This window comes from Acinetobacter sp. (assembly GCF_045628685.1).
Lineage (GTDB): Bacteria > Pseudomonadota > Gammaproteobacteria > Pseudomonadales > Moraxellaceae > Acinetobacter.
The window spans coordinates 1-17,067 of sequence record NZ_JAZQPV010000127.1 but is presented as its reverse complement, the minus strand read 5'-3'; the positions used below and the strand labels follow the sequence as shown (position 1 = coordinate 17,067).

Genomic DNA, 17,067 nt, shown 5'->3' with positions numbered 1-17,067 from the left:
AATTTTTATAAAAAGACTGGTCTACCCTAGGATTGATGTAAACCAGCAAAACTGATTTGAATGTCTGGTTGTTCTGGAGACTGCCATCCAATACAAAACCGCTGCCATAGCGGTTCTGCAGCAATAATAAACAAAAAGAAACAATAATATCAATCAATATTTGATTTAATTTTAAAGTGATAATTAATTAAAATTCTAATTTATTATTAATACTTAGTAAATTCAATAACTTAAAATAAATAAACCAAAATAAAAAATATATACAAATTAAAAGTTGATTAAAGTTGCTGAAAAATTTGAATAATTAAGTTAAATTAATAAATAAAGTGCCTAAATAATTCTTTTAACCCTAGAAAGCCGCTACTAAACAGCGGCTGAGACCTTTGATACGGATCACGAATTTAATTTTTTATTTGACACTTTTCTTCTTTTTTAATTAATTTAACTTAAAGAAAATACAATTTAATAAACAAATAATTGTACAAAAAGTATAAAATACTAATATGTATTAGGTTTATTTTAGATTATGAGTAATCAACAAGAAAAAAAGCTGTTTGCTGAACGACTAAATAAAGCTTTAAGGGAAGCAAAGCACCCTATTGGTCCTACATACCTATCAAACGAATTTAACAATCGTTATGATGGTCAGCCTATTAGTGTCCAATCAGCCAATAACTGGTTATTAGGTAAAGCAATCCCTAATCAGGACAAGCTGGCTATATTGGCTTTATGGTTAAATGTATCTAGTCAATGGTTACGTTTTGGAGATAGTGATCAAACCCCAATACTGAACGTAAATTCTTCAGATTCAACTGACCTCGATTTCTTTTTTAAATTTAAGCGTCTAAGCAAGTCACAAAAAAAACTGATTACTTCACTGATAGATGAAATTCTAGGTTAGTTTATTATGCAGAAGCTTCGTATAATGTTGGTTTTCCTTCTTGTAGATCTCAAGCAACTCTTCATATTCTCTTATTGTCGCATATAATCTCTTAAGCTCGTTTTTCTTAATAACTACTGAATCGACAGGATCATAACAAGCCCCTAGACATGCCTTTTTTATCTGTTCCATATTTAAAGTAATAAATCAATATTTGATTAAATCATAAACTACTTTTAATAATAAACCAACAAAAAAACAACACAAATATACCTTCGTATAATAACTAACTTCTATTTTTCAATATTAAATATATTATTTATCAATAGTTTAATTTGAACAAGAATTCTAAAAAAACATAGACTGAATAAAAAATCCCTACATATAGCAGGGATTTTTTAGATCGAATGACCAGTATGAATTACATCATACCGCCCATACCACCCATGCCGCCCATATCAGGCATTGCAGGTTTGTCTTCTGGAATGTCAGTGATCATGCATTCAGTTGTAAGCATCAATGCAGCAACAGAAGCAGCGTGCTCAAGTGCAGAACGCGTTACTTTTGCTGGGTCAAGAATACCCATTTCAAGCATGTCGCCATATTCGCCAGTCGCAGCGTTATAACCGAAGTTACCTTCGCCATTTTTTACAGCGTTAATTACAACTGAAGGCTCATCACCTGCATTTGCAACGATTTGACGAAGCGGTGCTTCAATCGCACGACGTAAAATGTTGATACCGACATTTTGATCATCGTTTGCACCAACAATACCATCAAGTGCTTTAGCTGCACGTACTAGCGCAACACCGCCACCTGCCACAACACCTTCTTCAACCGCAGCGCGAGTTGCATGAAGTGCATCATCAACACGGTCTTTTTTCTCTTTCATTTCAACTTCAGTTGCAGCACCGATTTTGATCACTGCAACACCGCCTGCCAATTTAGCAACACGTTCTTGAAGTTTTTCTTTGTCGTATTCAGAAGTTGATTCTTCAATTTGCGCACGAATTTGTTGAACGCGGTCTGAAATTTGAGCTGCATTTCCAGCACCATCAACAAGTACTGTGTTTTCTTTAGAAACAGTCACTTTATGTGCTGTACCCAAGTTTTCTAGAGTTGCCTGTTCAAGTGACATGCCAATTTCTTCAGAAATTACAGTACCACCAGTCAAGATCGCGATGTCTTGAAGCATCGCTTTACGACGGTCACCAAAACCAGGGGCTTTAACCGCACATACTTTGATAATACCGCGCATGTTGTTCACTACAAGAGTTGCCAACGCTTCGCCTTCAACATCTTCAGCGATGATAAGCAGTGGTTTACCTGTTTTAGCAACAGCTTCCAATACACTGATCAATTCACGGATGTTGCCGATTTTTTTATCAACAAGAAGAATGAACGGGTTTTCAAGTTCAGCTGTTAAAGTGTCTTGTTTGTTTGCAAAGTACGGGCTGATATAACCACGGTCAAACTGCATACCTTCAACAACGTCAAGCGAATCTTCAAAGCCTGAGCCTTCTTCAACAGTGATCACGCCTTCTTTACCCACGCGTTCCATTGCTTGCGCAATAAGTTTACCCACAGTGGTGTCAGAGTTAGCAGAAATCGAACCGACTTGTTCAATCGCTTTCGTATCAGAAGCAGGTTTAGCTGTTGCTTTAATGTTTTCAACAACAGCGCGAACCGCAAGATCGATACCACGTTTCAAATCCATTGGGTTCATACCCGCAGTTACTGATTTGATCCCTTCGTTCAAAATTGCTTGAGCCAATACAGTTGCAGTTGTTGTACCGTCACCTGCAATGTCATTGGTTTTTGAAGAAACTTCACGAACCAATTGTGCGCCCATGTTTTCAAACTTGTCTTTAAGCGTAATTTCTTTCGCAACAGTTACACCATCTTTAGTGATGTGTGGTGAACCAAAAGAACGGTCAATGACAACGTTACGACCTTTAGGGCCTAAAGTTACTTTTACTGCATCTGCAAGTACATTCACGCCTGCAATCATTTTGCTGCGAGCTGAATCACCAAATTTTACGTCTTTAGCTGACATGTCTTACTCCAAATATTTTAATTTTCAAAAATTTGATTAACTGAAACAGGTCTGAATTAGTCTTCTAAAACGGCTAAAATATCAGACTCTTTCATAATAAGAAGTTCTTCGCCTTGTACTTTCACAGTGGTTCCTGCATAAGTACCGAACAATACTTTGTCGCCTACTTTAACGTCTAAAGCACGTACGCCCTGGTCAGTAATCTGGCCATTCCCTACTGCAATGATTTCACCTTGAGCTGGTTTTTCAGCAGCAGAACCTGGAAGTAAAATACCGCCAGCAGTTTTAGTTTCTTCTTCAACACGACGAATAACTACGCGATCATGTAATGGACGAATATTGCTCATTGGAAACTCCATCAGACTAAGTCTTTTATTAGTGAAGTAATGATGACTTTGTTATTCCATCGGTCATCATCAAAATAATTTCGATGTCACTTTTGTGGGGATGGAAAAAAACGCTTCAAGGGGGAAGGCAAAAAAAAATGCTGTTTTTTGTATGTTTTTTATTCAATCTCAAATATTTCTGTATTTATTCGGCATTTTCTTCTTTTAATACAAATTCTTTTTGCTGCTGATCAAAATAATAATGTTCCACATCGGCATTCGCATAAATGACGTTAAAACTATTCGGCAAGCCATGATGTAGCCGATATGAAGTTGCTGTTCCGGCATGAATATCCAGCACGGGATGTGCTGCGCCTAAATGATAAATCTGGTTTAAATCATAAACTGCCGATTGATGCAGATGTCCATGCAATAAACCATTTAAACCACTTTGACTCCAGGACTCCAAAGCCATCCGTCCTAGCATAGGACAATCTTTCACCCCATGCGGATCATTCGGTGGGGTATAAAAAGGTTGATGTGCCACGATCAGTTTGATTTTATCTGCAGGTGCGATCATCAAGGACTGATCAATCTGCTGGATTTGTTGCAAAGAGATATGTCCACGGGTGTGATAGCGACGTCGAATACTGTTTACCCCCACAATATAAAAATGTGCAGTTTCCAAGGTGGTTTCCATCTGACCAAAAAATAGTTTATAGCGGGTAAATGGACTAAAGATGCGATTCCACACATGATACAACGGAATATCGTGATTACCTGGCACCACCAAATAAGGAAGGTTTAAACTTTCTAAAAACTGTTTACAATCATAAAACTGGGTATAACGCGCACGCTGGGTTAAGTCTCCACTCACCACGACTGCTTCTATAAGGTGTTGTTGGCAAAAAAGACGAATTGCAGCCATACAGGCAGACTTTTCCGTCCCAAAATGTAGATCAGACAGATGCAGAATCATGAGGAACCAATATTTTCAATGCATTTTTACGCACTGAAATCTTAAGCGGTGGCTGCATGTAAACAATTTCACCATCCAAAGCAACAGTCAATTTTTTTCGTTTTGAATGTACTTTGACTTCATCTCCAGTAAAACTATACACATCTGGCGCTTTGTCTAGGTTTCCTTTTATTAATTGCCATAAAATTTTAAACAATGTGCGTTTATCACTTTTGGCGACCACTATGCCAGCTACCTTTCCCTTTTCAGCAGATTCAGCAATCTGCAGATTCATCTCAGCCAGTTGCAGCTGGTTATTGCCAAAGAAAATCAAGGGCGTTTTTACAGGATACTTTCTCCCATCGACCTCTATTTCAAGTTTCAATTCTTTACGGTCACGAATCAACACATCAAGACCCGATGTATAAGCATTTAAAGCAAAACGACCCAAGCGCTGATTATATAATTCACGTTTTTGAATAAATAAAGGATATAGCCCCAAACTAGCATTGTTTAAATAAATATGATCATTGATTTGCGCAACATGCACTTCACGGATTTTGCCTGTGGCAATTGTTTCAGCGGCTTTTAATAAATCCAGGGGAATATTGAGCAATCGCGCTACATAATTAAAGGTCCCCAGAGGAAAAATCCCCATTGGGATATCCGCCCCCATAAGCTGTGTTGCAACAGCATTTAAGGTTCCATCTCCACCCGCTGCAACCACAACCCCAGCTTCACTCCCCTGTTGATGCCGTAAAATAATTTTTTTCATCACATCATTAAAATTTGCTTCTGCACTAATTTCAAAAGCTTGAATTTCATAGCCATAAGCTGTTAGACACGTCATAAGCTTTTCATAAACTTCATCTTTATTCGCAGCGTGAAATCCTGACTTTTCATTATAAATAAGCGACAATGGCTTTAAAGGTGGTGACATTTTATATACTTTTTTGAAGCAATTACTCTAATCTCGTCCAATTTATCGGCAATTAAAAGCACGTTTATGTAAAATTCGAATTACCAGCATTTATTTAATCAATAATAACTCTCATAATAAAAATAATACCAAGTTACTGTTTTTAATACATATAACAAAAATAAATAATACCCATAAAAATAAAAAATACTAACAACAAGAAAATATAAATATAATAAGCTATTGTTTTTATAAGACTTTAGTTGAATTAAACATAATCTTCCACCCTATTTTAATCCGTCTTTAGTCTTATTTTTTTTTCCATTTTATGCTTTAATACAGCCACTTTTTTTTATATTTTCATTCAGGCAATGTATCCCATTGCTTGGATTGTACTTTGTACATTCAAATATGTACACATTTGAGATAGGCCTCACCATGACCCAAGTGAACGCACCAGAATTCGTTCGTCACCCTAAGCTTATTGCATGGGTTGAAGACATTGCAAAATTAACGAAGCCAGCGAAAATTGAATGGTGTGACGGTAGCGCAGAAGAATATCAACGTTATATCGACTTGATGATCGCTAACGGCACTATGCAAGCGCTTAATGCGGAAAAGCATCCTGGTTCTTACTTAGCTAATTCTGATCCTTCTGACGTTGCTCGTGTTGAAGGTCGCACATATATCTGCTCAGAAAAACAAGAAGATGCAGGCGCGACAAACAACTGGGAAGCACCTGCTGAAATGCGTACGCGTTTAAGCGGTTTGTTTGATGGCTCAATGAAAGGTCGTACCTTATATGTTGTTCCTTTCTCTATGGGTCCTTTAGGTAGTCATATTGCACATATCGGTATCGAATTAACTGACTCTCCTTACGTTGCTGTAAGCATGTCTAAAATGGCTCGTATGGGTAAAGCTGTTTATGACGTTCTAGGTACTGACGGCGAATACGTTCCTTGCGTGCACACTGTGGGTGCTCCGCTAGAACAAGGTCAAAAAGACGTTGCATGGCCTTGCAACCCTGAAAAATACATCGTGCATTACCCAGAAACCCGTGAAATCTGGTCTTACGGTTCTGGTTACGGCGGCAACGCATTATTGGGTAAAAAATGCCTCGCTTTACGTATTGCATCTTCAATGGGTCGTCAACAAGGCTGGTTAGCTGAACACATGCTGATCCTTGGTGTGACTAATCCACAAGGTGAAAAACACTACATCGCAGCTGCATTCCCTTCTGCTTGTGGTAAAACCAACTTTGCAATGTTGATTCCACCAGCAGGCTACGAAGGCTGGAAAATTGAAACTGTAGGTGACGATATTGCCTGGATCAAACCAGGTGAAGACGGTCGCTTATATGCAATCAACCCTGAAGCTGGTTTCTTCGGTGTAGCGCCTGGTACAAATACCAAGACCAACCCGAACTGTATGGCTACGCTAAACAGAGACGTAATTTATACCAACGTTGCTGTGACTGATAACGGCGAAGTTTGGTGGGAAGGTCTGACTAAAGAAGCGCCTGCCAACCTGACCAACTGGAAAGGCCAACCACACGTTGCTGGTGAAAAAGCTGCTCATCCAAATGCACGTTTCACCGTTGCTGCGGGTCAATGCCCTTCTATTGACGCTGACTGGGAAAATCCAGCTGGCGTGCCAATCTCTGCGTTCATCTTCGGTGGTCGCCGTGCAGATACAGTGCCTTTAGTTTCTGAAGCTTTCGACTGGGTGGATGGCGTTTATAAAGCGGCAACTATGGGTTCTGAAACTACTGCTGCTGCTGTTGGTCAACAAGGCGTTGTTCGTCGCGATCCATTTGCGATGCTTCCATTTGCTGGTTACAACATGGCTGACTACTTCTCTCACTGGTTAGAATTGGGTGAAGAAGTTGGTGCTAAAGCTGCAGCTGCTGGCAACAAGCTTCCTAAAATCTTTAACGTAAACTGGTTCCGTCGTGATGCTGAAGGCAACTTCGTATGGCCTGGTTTCGGTCAAAACATGCGTGTTCTTGAGTGGATGATTGATCGTTGTGAAGGCCGCGCTGAAGCGACTGAAACTCCAATCGGCTTGGTTCCTACTTATGAACAATTGAACTGGACAGGTATCGACTTCTCTAAAGAGCAATTCGAAACTGTTACAGCACAAGACAAAGATCAATGGATCAAAGAGCTGGAAAGCCACACTGAATTGTTCACTAAATTGGGTGAACGTTTACCAGCTGCACTTAAAGCACGTCAAAACGAGCTTTTAGAAGCTGTTAAAAAATCTGCTTAATTTTTTGAATTAATTGATAAAAGGTCACTTCGGTGGCCTTTTTTTACGCTAATATAAGCCCGCAAATAACTCCATAACAATAAAAGAAGAAAATCTCATGTTAAAAGCATTCACACTTACAGCTTGCTTACTCGGTTTATCTGGCCTAACCATGGCTCAAGAGACTACAGAACAATCTGCTCTTCACATCTGTGCCATCAAAGGCACGCCTGACTCAAGCCAATTTCAAGTCAAAAAACGCATTAAAGTTGCCAAAGGTACTTATGGTAGCGTAGAAGAGTTATATTCACGCTTTGCAGAACGTGCACATCAGGTAGGCGGTAACGTGGTAATTAATTACAATGCCAGCCAACGATTTGGTTTCTGGCCTTGGCGCATGGTACGTCCAGTAATTTTGGGTACTGCAGTTAAATGGAATACGCCTGTGAACTGTACAGCAATGGGCGGCATCGAAATTTAAACAGAAAATTAAATAAAAATTTAATTGAAGATCAACACTGCAATTGGATTGAAATAAAAGGCCGCTTAGACGGTCTTTTATTTCATGTTTAAAAATTTAAGCGGCAGTATCCTGCGATCTTTTAAGATGCAATTTTAAAAGATATTGCTCTAATAACTGAATCTCGTCATGCGTAAATTGAAAACCCAGTTTACTTCTACGCCATAAAATATCTTGACTAATTCTTGCCCACTCTTGATCTACAAGATAGTCCACTTCTTTGGCAAATAAACCATGTCCAAAGTCTTCACCCAGTTCATCCGTCTTGGTAATCCCCTTTAAAAATTTCCATACCCGTGAACCATAGGCATGTGCCCAGCGCGAAGCCAATTGAAATGTTACATCCTCAATATTCTGCATGATTTCCTGAATTAAGCACTCAACCGAAACCAGATTCTCTGCTCCTGGCAATAAGGCTTTTTCAGTCCAAGGCTTGCTCAGTTTGGGAAAGAAAGGTTGCAAATGCGCAATTGCGGATTCTGCCAGCTTTCTATAGGTCGTCAGCTTTCCCCCAAATACCGAAAGCAACGGTGCATCATTTTGCTGCTCCCGAGATACGGCCAAAGTATAGTCACGGGTGATTGCTGATGGATTATCAGACTCATCGTCACATAAAGACCGGACCCCTGAATAGGTCCACAAAATATCTTCTGAACCTAACTGATGCTTAAAATAATCGTTATAAACATCCAGCAAATAATCAATTTCTGGCTGGGTAATCTCAACCCGATCTAAATTGCCTTGGTACTCATGATCTGTGGTCCCAATCAAGGTATATTGATCCAGATAAGGAATCGCAAAAACAATCCGCTGATCATCATTTTGCAGAATAAAAGCCTTATTCCCTTCATATATTCTCGGCACGACAATATGGCTACCTTGAACAAGTCGAAGCCCATACGGTGATTTTTGTTTTAAGTTCTGCTGAATAAATTGTGCGACCCACGGCCCTGCCGCATTTACCAGTGCTTTAGCTTGAACTTGGTAAGTATCTTGTGCATTTTCCAGTTGAATCACCCACAATCCATTTTCACGGTATGCAGATATACACCGTGTTTCAGTAACAATACGCGCACCCAGCTCAGAGGCGTGCATCGCATTCAAAACCACCAAACGCGCATCATCTACAGCACAATCCGAATATTCAAAACCCTGGGTCACTTCCTCTTTTAAAGGGCTGGTTGCTGCATCAAAGGTAATATGCTTTGACCGGGCTAATTTTTCTCGTTTACCCAAATGATCATAAACAAATAATCCGGTCCGAATCAGCCATGCAGGACGCAAATGCGGCTGATGTGGCATGACAAACCGTAAGGGACGAATAATGTGCGGGGCTTTAGCTAACAAAACTTCGCGTTCAACCAGCGCTTCATGAACTAAACGAAATTCCTTATACTCAAGATAACGCAAACCGCCATGAATAAGCTTACTGCTCGCAGAGGAAGTGTGGCTGGCTAGATCATCCTTTTCACATAAAAATACAGATAATCCTCGCCCCACAGCATCGACCGCAATACCCACACCATTGATACCTCCACCCACCACAACCACATCATAGACCGGATGATTCACTTGCATGACCACCTCCTCTAATCTTATAAAACAGCTGACTTAAATTTGTTGTTCTAGGCAACTTAACACCATTTAAAATGAAATGACACTTAGAAATCAGGGGTGAGTAGGATGAATATAAAATAACAACCGGGGGTATAAACATAAAAATAAACTTAAGATTCAAGTCATCAATCCAACTATTAATCCAATTACTTCACTTTCAATTATTTAAATTTTGCACACTTTTCATACAAAACTAAAAACTCCTACGCTTATACCGTTAAAACAATAGGTCTAACATTTATCAACAATAACAAAATGGACTTGCACATATGATTGAACAAAATACGCCTCAAGTAACTCTGGATACCAAAACGAGGGTCAAATCCATTTTAGGTGGTTCAGCAGGTAATCTGGTGGAATGGTATGACTGGTATGTCTATGCCGCCTTTACCTTATATTTTGCTCACGCCTTCTTTCCCGCAGGCAGTCAAACTGCACAATTACTTCAAGCTGCCGCAATTTTTGCGGTCGGCTTTTTAATGCGTCCGATTGGTGCCTGGATCATGGGGATTTACTCGGATAAAAAAGGACGAAAATCAGGTCTTACTCTTTCTGTAACGCTCATGTGTATTGGTTCCCTCATGATTGCGGTCTCCCCTACCCATGATCAAATCGGGATATTTGCACCCATTATTTTAGTGGTTGCCCGACTCATTCAGGGCTTAAGCGTGGGTGGAGAATATGGTGCCAGTGCCACCTATTTAAGTGAAATGGCAGAAAGAAACCGACGTGGTTTTTTTTCAAGTTTTCAGTATGTAACTTTAATTGCCGGTCAGCTTACCGCACTATGCGTACTACTAATTTTGCAATTTTTACTGACTGAAGAACAACTACATGATTGGGGGTGGCGCATTCCATTCTTTATCGGGGCGTGTTTAGCGATTGTCGTGTTTTATATTCGTCGTGGACTGCTCGAAACCCAATCTTTTAAAAATGCACAACAAGATAAAACCCAGCCTCAATCGAGTATGTTTGCGCTATTTAAGCATTACCCCAAACAGGCATTTACGGTGTTATTTTTAACCGCTGGCGGTACGGTGGCCTTCTATACCTACACCACTTATCTGCAAAAATATCTGGTCAATACTTCTGGGTTTAGCAAGCCTGAAGCCACGCAAATCACCACATTGGCCCTGTTTCTTTTCATGTGTTTACAACCCTTTGCAGGTGCTTTGTCGGATAGAATTGGACGCAAACCGCTGATGATTTCCTTTGGGGTACTCGGTGTCTTATTTACCTATTTCCTGTTTGATAAATTAGGCCAAACCCAAGACTACTGGTCTGCATTCTGGATCTGTTTAGCCGGATTAGTGATTGTTACAGGCTATACCTCTATTAATGCTGTAGTGAAAGCCGAACTATTTCCTGCACATATCCGTGCATTAGGGGTTGCGCTTCCCTATGCCTTGGCCAATACGCTCTTTGGCGGAACAGCAGAATTTTTTGCACTCAGCTTTAAAGAAGCAGGACATGAGTCTTGGTACTTTATTTATGTCACTATTTTAATTTTTATCTCATTGATTGTTTATATCTTTATGAAAGATACAAAACACTATTCAGAAATTAAAGAACATTAATCTAAAGTCACTTTTAAAAGCCTTTCTACTACAAAAAGGCTTTTTTGTTTTTCTATTTAATTTATTAAAAATAATAAATTAAATGAATTAAATAGTCGAAACAACCCAGCATCTAGCCTAAAAGTCGAATAAACATGTCAAAACGTGGGCGTAGTACGTACTTATAAAAAATTCATTTCTATATCCCACACCAAAATATATTTTTTTAATTTTTTTTCGTCTCGCACAATTTTAACAGGATGTGTTTTTGCCTACATGGTTTGGAAAAATGTTGTGACAGGCTCATCTTCACAGGTTGCAGCACCACAACTTGATGATGGTACAGCAGAACTTGTTGCGCTGAGCTTTAAAATGCAGGGCAGAAAAACTACTTTTTTACTCCATTAGCTTCATGACTGGCTTGTCTCTCATTACCTATGTATTTATCAAAGACACCAAAAAATACAACATGCTTACCAATGACTAAGCCCATTATACTGAGTTAAATAGTTATTTTAAAAAGCGTTCTAAATTGTCACAATTGGAAAGCTTTTTTATTGGATATACGGCTTGATCACATCGTTAAAAAAGCAGGCTTATGGCATACTGAATACAATAATAACGCTGGGAACTTTTAAAGATGAACAATACCTATAAATTACTTGGCTTAGGTTTTATAACGCTTGGACTTACTGCCTGTCAAAGTACACCGAGTGAATACAATGGAAATGTTGGTTATCAGATTGAAAGCCAGTCATCCAACTCAGCAACTCTGGCTTATACTTTAGCAGGTCGTCAAAACCAACAAGTGGACGAAAGAAAATTACAACGTGCTTGTCAAAAAGTATTGGGTTCAGACAAACAGTATAAACTTGATATTCTAAGCATTAGTGAAATTGCTAATCCAGTTATACAAACGCCACAATTTAGTCGTCAACTCGGCCAAAGTCGCACCAGTGTGAGCTTAAGCAATACCCCTGACCTACACAACACGGAAGATCTGGCGACTCGCGAAGCTCTAGAAGCCCGTCCAACCACTTTAAGCGTAGTTCGTTATACTTGCTCTTAATTGCTTTAAATGAAGGGTTAAATAAAAAGACGTTATTTACAGCGTCTTATAAAAACTGACATTTCTAAATTCTTTAGATTCATCCAAGTCTGGCCAAGTCGTGGCACTTCGTTCATCTAATTTTTGATATTTTGGATGACTGAAATTTTTCACTCGACTGTCTGCAACCCACACCTCAGATGAAAATTTTAAAAACTCATCCAGGAAAAAACGATTGCACTGGTCATATAAAACATCCGCTGCAAGCAGCACATCAACCTGTTCTGCTTTATACAAATCATCCAGATATTCAAGCTCTACTTCATTTAACTCAGCATTGGCGCGACAGGCATCCAAGCTGACTTTATCGATATCACAACAGATCACGCGTTTAGCCCCTGCCATTTTCGCTGCAATCGCGACCACACCCGATCCTGCACCAAAGTCGAGTACGACCTTGTCTTTGACCTGATGCGGCTCTGCAAGCAGCCACTGTGCCATCGCAAGCCCAGATGCCCAACAGAAAATCCAGTACGGTGTATCGTTCCAGATGCGACGAATAACTTCATCATCTAGACGATCGGTTGGAAATACAGGTGGAATCAGCCAAAGTGAAATAGGTGTTTCAGGCAATTGCTGCACCAGCAGCTCACAACCAGGAATCACATCATGCAAAGCTTGAAGAAGATGCTCAGGCGCTTTAGGAAATTGAAAAGTACAGCTCATTAGACTTTTTATTCGTTTTAAAATTGAGATATGAAGAAATACAATCTTCTAAAATGAGTCTTAAATCATAATGAAAACTCCCTCTCCTTTAAAAGGAGAGGGTTAGGGAGAGGATCATTTTTAAAAGCCCCCTCATCCTAACCTTCTCCCTGAGGGAGAAGGAACATCCATATGAATCAACCTAAAGCTTTTTCAGCAGCTTCAACAGTTTGACGAATCAAAGTGGTAATGGTCATTGGACCTACACCACCTGGAACTGGGGTATAAGCAGAAGCAACGTCTTCAATGCCCCCCAATTGAATATCACCCACACCGCCACCATCACGTGGATGAAAACCGGCATCAACAACCACGGCACCTTGTTTAATCCAGTCTTTTTGGATCAATTCAGCTTTACCTACCGCACCCACAATAATGTCCGCTTGTTTAACAAAGTCAGCTAAGTTTTGCGTGCGTGAATGACAGATTGTTACTGTTGCATTTGCTTCAAGAAGCATTGCAGCCATTGGTTTGCCCAAAATTGCAGAACGCCCCACAACAACTGCATGTTTACCCGCGATTTCGATATTGTTTTCTTTAAGAATGGTCATGATGCCTGCAGGAGTAGCGGAACCATAAGCTACTTCACCCATTGCCATACGGCCAAAGCCAAGGCAAGTGACACCGTCAACATCTTTAGCAAGAGAAATTGCATCAAAACATGCACGTTCATCAATTTGTTCGGGTACCGGGTGTTGCAACAAAATACCGTGAACATCTGGATTGGCATTTAATTTTTCAATTTCAGCCAGCAACTGTTCAGTCGTGGTTTCTTTGCCTAATTCAACTTTTAACGAATCCATACCGACACGGCGGCAAGCATTGCCTTTCATCCGTACATAAGTTGCAGATGCACCATCGTCACCTACCAAAATAGTCGCAAGAATAGGGGTACGATTTGTTTTCGCTTTTAACGCTTCAACGCGAGTTAACAAGTCAGCTTCAATTTGCTTCGCCAATGCACGACCATCTAAAACTAATGCCACGGCACATCTCCAAGTGTTGATATGAATCAATTTTGCAAATAATACATGATTATTTAGCCAATTTTATTCTATATGCCGTTTTTATGTGCATATACACTATTTATAGTATTGTTTTTTTTTCAAAGATTGCTAATATGTGCATCACCAAGAGATGGCGGGGTGGCAGAGTGGTCATGCAGCGGACTGCAACTCCGTGTACGCCGGTTCGATTCCGACCTCCGCCTCCAATCTTGTAAAATGCCCGAGTGGTGAAATCGGTAGACACAGGGGATTTAAAATCCCCCGCCCACAAAGCGTGCCAGTTCGAGTCTGGCCTCGGGCACCATTTTAATACTTCTTAAAATGGTGCAATAAAAAACCCAGCTTAATGCTGGTTTTTTTATGTCTGGAATTTCTTCCAGACTTCTTGCTATTTCATTTTTGCAGTTATTTATTACTGAGCTTCTTTCAAATAGCCTTGCAAGCTATCATCCAGCTCTTGCTGTAAATGTTTAGGTTTAACAATTTTCAGATAAGGAATCCAGTAACGTACCAATGGATTCAACTGTTTCTGATGCCGAATATGACAGCTAATGAGTAATCCCCCTGTTTCCGATTCATCTAAAATCGTCTGTTCGGGAAAAATTCTGCGTTGCTTAAAATAAATTGCGACATCGGGATGTACAGATAAAATCACTTCCTGTTTTTCGTGCTGAAACCAGATGCCATCTTCATCTATTAATTGCTGCAGAACAGCCTGATCGTGTTCAAACTGTGAAAGCCGATTGCTACAGATAATTTTCTCAATACGGCCCAGACGGTAAACACGCAGCTCTAGCTTGCGTACAGCTGCCAAATACCAGTTACCCATGTGATGAATCAACCGATACGGTTTTACAATCCGAATTTGACCTCTGTAAAACAACGCGATTTGCTGTCTTTTTTGAATACTGCCCGTCAGCGCCTTAAAGTGTTCGGCATACTGCGTCGCATCTTCAAAGTTGTAGCCTTTGGCAGAAAAGACCAGATTGGCACGATTATCAAATAACTCTCTTAAAAACGAGATATCCAAAGACGGATAAAGGTCATTAATTCCCGACAATTGTGCAAAATTTTTAATATCCTGTAACTTGAAACGCCCGAGATAAGAAGACTCGAGATAGAATTTTTTTGTTTTCGCCTCCTGCATTAAAGGAAGATAGGAATTTAGTCGATCAAAATCACGCTCAATAGTCCGATTACTGACCTGAAACTCACGCGCCAGCTCTTGTACGCTTAACTGATGCCCTACATTTAATTTAGTTAAAATACATGCCAACCGTTCCGCAAGGCGCTCATGCGTTGAAGGATTAACCTTCATAAATCCCCTCTTTGTGCTTTTACAGCACAGTGCATAAAATGCTCAAAACTTTTAAATTATGAAAAAATTATACAGACTAACAAAACCAAAGTTTCAAATATTTAATTCTACTTAAGGCTAATAGAGAGTGATTGTAACTCACGATTTAACGCGAAGTGCGGGATGATTTTTTATAACTTTTAAGATTAAGGCGTTCTACATAGCGTTCTAAATGAAGCATGGCTTGATAAAGCTTATGCAGATCAGAACGTAGCACCTGATTACGAATAATGGCTTTATGTAGGCGTTTTAAGGCACGAAAGCTGTGGGCATGGGTATATGGAGCTGACAATATTTTCATCATACATTCCCTCTGTTGCGTGATTTTTCAATTAAAACCAAATGATTTGGTCAGATTTAACTTAAGTGCCAATTTACTCTCTTGTTTTGACAGGTTGTGTCAAATGCTTGGCACCTTTTACCATTTTTTAAAACTTATTTACTGTTTTTAATCACTTAATTTAAATTATTTATCTTATTTCATGCAAAAGAAAAGCCAACATCTGTTGGCTTTTCTTTATTCAAAGATGGAATAGTTAGATGATTTCCACCACAATCTTTCCAACATGCTCACCAGTATCCATAGCGGCATGTGCTTCTTGAATCTGGTCAAACTTAAATGTCTTATAGATCATTGGCAGACATTCACCTTTTGTCCATAAGGGTGCAACGGTTTCTTGCAAGCCTTGAGCGATCTCCGCTTTTTCAGCTGTGGTACGTGCACGCATGGTTGAGCCGGTAATGGTCAGACGTTTCATCATGATTTGACCAAGTTTCACGTCTTTGGCTTTTGCACCACCCAAGAAGGCGATATAGACCAAACGACCATCACGACGTAATAAATTCAGGTTACGTTCCAAGTATGGTGCACCAACCATATCCAAAATAACGTCTACACCGCCATTGTCGGTTTTCTCATTAATGACCTGTTCAAAGTCTTGAGTCTTGTAGTTAATGGCTGTGGTTAAATCTGAAATGGCAGCAACTTTTTTATCAGTACCCACAGTTGCAAAAGTTTTGATACCAAGTGATTTGCACAACATTAATGCCGTCGTACCAATCCCGCTTGCACCACCATGAACCAGTACCGTTTCCCCTGCTTTGGCTTTACCCATCTGGAACACGTTAGCCCACACGGTAAAGAAGGTTTCAGGAATGGCTGCCGCTTGAGTAAAGCTTACGCCTTCAGGAATGGTCAATGTTTGGCTTTCAGGTACAACGCAATATTCTGCATAACCGCCGCCGTTGGTTAAGCTACACACCTTGTCACCCACTTTAAATTTAGTGACATCGCTACCTATCGATTCAACAATACCTGCCACTTCCAAACCTGGTACAGGTGTTACGCCTTTAGGCATTGGATACAAGCCTTGGCGTTGCAAGATGTCTGGGCGGTTAATGCCAAAAGCATGCACTTTGACTAATACTTCATCTGCTTGTGCTGTGGGTACAGCAACAGTTTCATAGGCAAGTTTATCCACCCCGCCCGGTTCTGTGATGATGACTTGCTGCATGTTAGCTTGTGACATGATTTCTTCCTGATCTATTCAATACTTTTCGAATTTTATGTATTTGAACATAAACATACACAGGAATGAATAACAATGGACTTATGTATAATCAAAGTACTATTCAGCAAATTGATATTAAATTTGATATGAATGAGATGGTAATACCCCCGTTTTTAATTGAGTTAATAGGTAGAAAATCCAAAGCCCTTATCATTGTTTAAAATTGGGTGGCCTACCATCAACTGACATATGAGGTCGTTCATGATTATAAAAGTGCTGCCATAAGGTTGTACAGTC

16 protein-coding genes and 2 tRNA genes are annotated in these 17,067 nt (G+C 39.8%); 8 read left to right on the top strand and 10 right to left on the bottom strand.

All coding sequences use genetic code 11. The annotated features are described in order from the left end of the window. The first annotated feature begins 526 nt into the window (after positions 1 to 526). Complete coding sequence (locus tag ACKI4H_RS16270; RefSeq protein ID WP_407307559.1) at positions 527 to 901, top strand: hypothetical protein; 375 nt, start codon at positions 527 to 529, stop codon at positions 899 to 901. A 400-nt stretch (positions 902 to 1,301) separates the two neighbouring features. Here the strand turns inward: ACKI4H_RS16270 and groL are convergent, their stop codons facing one another. The 4 genes from groL to ACKI4H_RS16250 form a co-directional block, all read right to left on the bottom strand. Then, positions 1,302 to 2,936, bottom strand: coding sequence for a chaperonin GroEL (gene groL / locus ACKI4H_RS16265; protein WP_407307557.1), 1,635 nt, complete (start codon positions 2,934 to 2,936; stop codon positions 1,302 to 1,304). Between the two features lie 56 nt (positions 2,937 to 2,992). Further along, positions 2,993 to 3,283, bottom strand: a complete 291-nt coding sequence (gene groES, locus ACKI4H_RS16260; RefSeq protein ID WP_407307555.1) for a co-chaperone GroES — start codon at positions 3,281 to 3,283, stop codon at positions 2,993 to 2,995. A gap of 184 nt (positions 3,284 to 3,467) precedes the next feature. Beyond that, positions 3,468 to 4,241 (bottom strand): metallophosphoesterase family protein, encoded by a 774-nt coding sequence (locus ACKI4H_RS16255; RefSeq protein ID WP_407307553.1) that lies wholly within the window; start codon positions 4,239 to 4,241, stop codon positions 3,468 to 3,470. After that, complete coding sequence (locus tag ACKI4H_RS16250; protein WP_407307551.1) at positions 4,222 to 5,160, bottom strand: diacylglycerol/lipid kinase family protein; 939 nt, start codon at positions 5,158 to 5,160, stop codon at positions 4,222 to 4,224. The genes ACKI4H_RS16255 and ACKI4H_RS16250 overlap by 20 nt, the downstream gene beginning before the upstream one ends. Before the next feature lie 417 nt (positions 5,161 to 5,577). Here ACKI4H_RS16250 and ACKI4H_RS16245 point away from each other — a divergent pair, with 417 nt between their 5' ends. Together ACKI4H_RS16245 and ACKI4H_RS16240 are read left to right on the top strand one after the other, a co-directional pair. After that, positions 5,578 to 7,410 carry a phosphoenolpyruvate carboxykinase (GTP) gene (locus ACKI4H_RS16245; protein ID WP_407307549.1) on the top strand — a complete coding sequence of 611 codons (1,833 nt, stop codon included), beginning with the start codon at positions 5,578 to 5,580 and terminating at the stop codon, positions 7,408 to 7,410. Between the two features lie 97 nt (positions 7,411 to 7,507). Then, positions 7,508 to 7,870 carry a hypothetical protein gene (locus ACKI4H_RS16240; protein WP_407307547.1) on the top strand — a complete coding sequence of 121 codons (363 nt, stop codon included), beginning with the start codon at positions 7,508 to 7,510 and terminating at the stop codon, positions 7,868 to 7,870. A 96-nt stretch (positions 7,871 to 7,966) separates the two neighbouring features. Here ACKI4H_RS16240 and glpD read toward each other — a convergent pair whose 3' ends face one another. Next, positions 7,967 to 9,487 (bottom strand): glycerol-3-phosphate dehydrogenase, encoded by a 1,521-nt coding sequence (glpD, locus tag ACKI4H_RS16235; RefSeq protein WP_407307545.1) that lies wholly within the window; start codon positions 9,485 to 9,487, stop codon positions 7,967 to 7,969. A gap of 308 nt (positions 9,488 to 9,795) precedes the next feature. Here glpD and ACKI4H_RS16230 point away from each other — a divergent pair, with 308 nt between their 5' ends. From ACKI4H_RS16230 to ACKI4H_RS16220, 3 genes are all read left to right on the top strand, one after another. Then, entirely contained in the window at positions 9,796 to 11,103 is a 1,308-nt protein-coding gene (locus ACKI4H_RS16230; protein WP_407307543.1) for an MFS transporter, read from the top strand. A 255-nt stretch (positions 11,104 to 11,358) separates the two neighbouring features. Beyond that, positions 11,359 to 11,490 carry a hypothetical protein gene (locus tag ACKI4H_RS16225; RefSeq protein ID WP_407307541.1) on the top strand — a complete coding sequence of 44 codons (132 nt, stop codon included), beginning with the start codon at positions 11,359 to 11,361 and terminating at the stop codon, positions 11,488 to 11,490. Between the two features lie 232 nt (positions 11,491 to 11,722). Further along, positions 11,723 to 12,151 carry a hypothetical protein gene (locus tag ACKI4H_RS16220; protein WP_407307539.1) on the top strand — a complete coding sequence of 143 codons (429 nt, stop codon included), beginning with the start codon at positions 11,723 to 11,725 and terminating at the stop codon, positions 12,149 to 12,151. 36 nt (positions 12,152 to 12,187) lie between these two features. On the opposite strand, the gene ACKI4H_RS16215 is transcribed toward ACKI4H_RS16220, so the two are convergent. Both ACKI4H_RS16215 and folD read right to left on the bottom strand, forming a co-directional pair. After that, the gene (locus ACKI4H_RS16215) at positions 12,188 to 12,856 is read right to left on the bottom strand and encodes a class I SAM-dependent methyltransferase (protein ID WP_407307538.1); all 669 of its coding nucleotides are present in this window, start codon (positions 12,854 to 12,856) and stop codon (positions 12,188 to 12,190) included. Positions 12,857 to 13,032: 176 nt separating this feature from the next. Next, positions 13,033 to 13,881, bottom strand: coding sequence for a bifunctional methylenetetrahydrofolate dehydrogenase/methenyltetrahydrofolate cyclohydrolase FolD (gene folD, locus ACKI4H_RS16210; RefSeq protein WP_407307536.1), 849 nt, complete (start codon positions 13,879 to 13,881; stop codon positions 13,033 to 13,035). Between the two features lie 153 nt (positions 13,882 to 14,034). Between folD and ACKI4H_RS16205 the strand changes: the two genes are divergently transcribed. Together ACKI4H_RS16205 and ACKI4H_RS16200 are read left to right on the top strand one after the other, a co-directional pair. Next, a tRNA-Cys gene (locus ACKI4H_RS16205) sits at positions 14,035 to 14,108 on the top strand. 12 nt (positions 14,109 to 14,120) lie between these two features. After that, positions 14,121 to 14,206 (top strand) — tRNA-Leu (locus tag ACKI4H_RS16200). A 108-nt stretch (positions 14,207 to 14,314) separates the two neighbouring features. On the opposite strand, the gene ACKI4H_RS16195 is transcribed toward ACKI4H_RS16200, so the two are convergent. The 3 genes from ACKI4H_RS16195 to ACKI4H_RS16185 all read right to left on the bottom strand — a co-directional run bounded on the left by ACKI4H_RS16195 (position 14,315) and on the right by ACKI4H_RS16185 (position 16,788). After that, positions 14,315 to 15,220 carry a helix-turn-helix transcriptional regulator gene (locus ACKI4H_RS16195; RefSeq protein WP_407307534.1) on the bottom strand — a complete coding sequence of 302 codons (906 nt, stop codon included), beginning with the start codon at positions 15,218 to 15,220 and terminating at the stop codon, positions 14,315 to 14,317. A gap of 145 nt (positions 15,221 to 15,365) precedes the next feature. Next, complete coding sequence (locus tag ACKI4H_RS16190; protein ID WP_407307693.1) at positions 15,366 to 15,560, bottom strand: hypothetical protein; 195 nt, start codon at positions 15,558 to 15,560, stop codon at positions 15,366 to 15,368. Positions 15,561 to 15,795: 235 nt separating this feature from the next. Beyond that, entirely contained in the window at positions 15,796 to 16,788 is a 993-nt protein-coding gene (locus tag ACKI4H_RS16185; RefSeq protein ID WP_407307532.1) for an NAD(P)H-quinone oxidoreductase, read from the bottom strand. Positions 16,789 to 17,067 lie beyond the last annotated feature (279 nt).

Coding starts and splice junctions, on each gene's coding strand:
- ACKI4H_RS16215 (WP_407307538.1), bottom strand. CDS start 12,856: ATGAGCTGTACTTTTCAATTTCCTAAAGCGCCTGAGCATCTTCTTCAA.
- ACKI4H_RS16195 (WP_407307534.1), bottom strand. CDS start 15,220: ATGAAGGTTAATCCTTCAACGCATGAGCGCCTTGCGGAACGGTTGGCA.
- groL (WP_407307557.1), bottom strand. CDS start 2,936: ATGTCAGCTAAAGACGTAAAATTTGGTGATTCAGCTCGCAGCAAAATG.
- glpD (WP_407307545.1), bottom strand. CDS start 9,487: ATGCAAGTGAATCATCCGGTCTATGATGTGGTTGTGGTGGGTGGAGGT.
- ACKI4H_RS16220 (WP_407307539.1), top strand. CDS start 11,723: ATGAACAATACCTATAAATTACTTGGCTTAGGTTTTATAACGCTTGGA.
- ACKI4H_RS16185 (WP_407307532.1), bottom strand. CDS start 16,788: ATGTCACAAGCTAACATGCAGCAAGTCATCATCACAGAACCGGGCGGG.
- ACKI4H_RS16245 (WP_407307549.1), top strand. CDS start 5,578: ATGACCCAAGTGAACGCACCAGAATTCGTTCGTCACCCTAAGCTTATT.
- ACKI4H_RS16240 (WP_407307547.1), top strand. CDS start 7,508: ATGTTAAAAGCATTCACACTTACAGCTTGCTTACTCGGTTTATCTGGC.
- groES (WP_407307555.1), bottom strand. CDS start 3,283: ATGAGCAATATTCGTCCATTACATGATCGCGTAGTTATTCGTCGTGTT.
- ACKI4H_RS16190 (WP_407307693.1), bottom strand. CDS start 15,560: ATGAAAATATTGTCAGCTCCATATACCCATGCCCACAGCTTTCGTGCC.
- ACKI4H_RS16255 (WP_407307553.1), bottom strand. CDS start 4,241: ATGATTCTGCATCTGTCTGATCTACATTTTGGGACGGAAAAGTCTGCC.
- ACKI4H_RS16270 (WP_407307559.1), top strand. CDS start 527: ATGAGTAATCAACAAGAAAAAAAGCTGTTTGCTGAACGACTAAATAAA.
- ACKI4H_RS16225 (WP_407307541.1), top strand. CDS start 11,359: ATGGTTTGGAAAAATGTTGTGACAGGCTCATCTTCACAGGTTGCAGCA.
- ACKI4H_RS16230 (WP_407307543.1), top strand. CDS start 9,796: ATGATTGAACAAAATACGCCTCAAGTAACTCTGGATACCAAAACGAGG.
- ACKI4H_RS16250 (WP_407307551.1), bottom strand. CDS start 5,160: ATGTCACCACCTTTAAAGCCATTGTCGCTTATTTATAATGAAAAGTCA.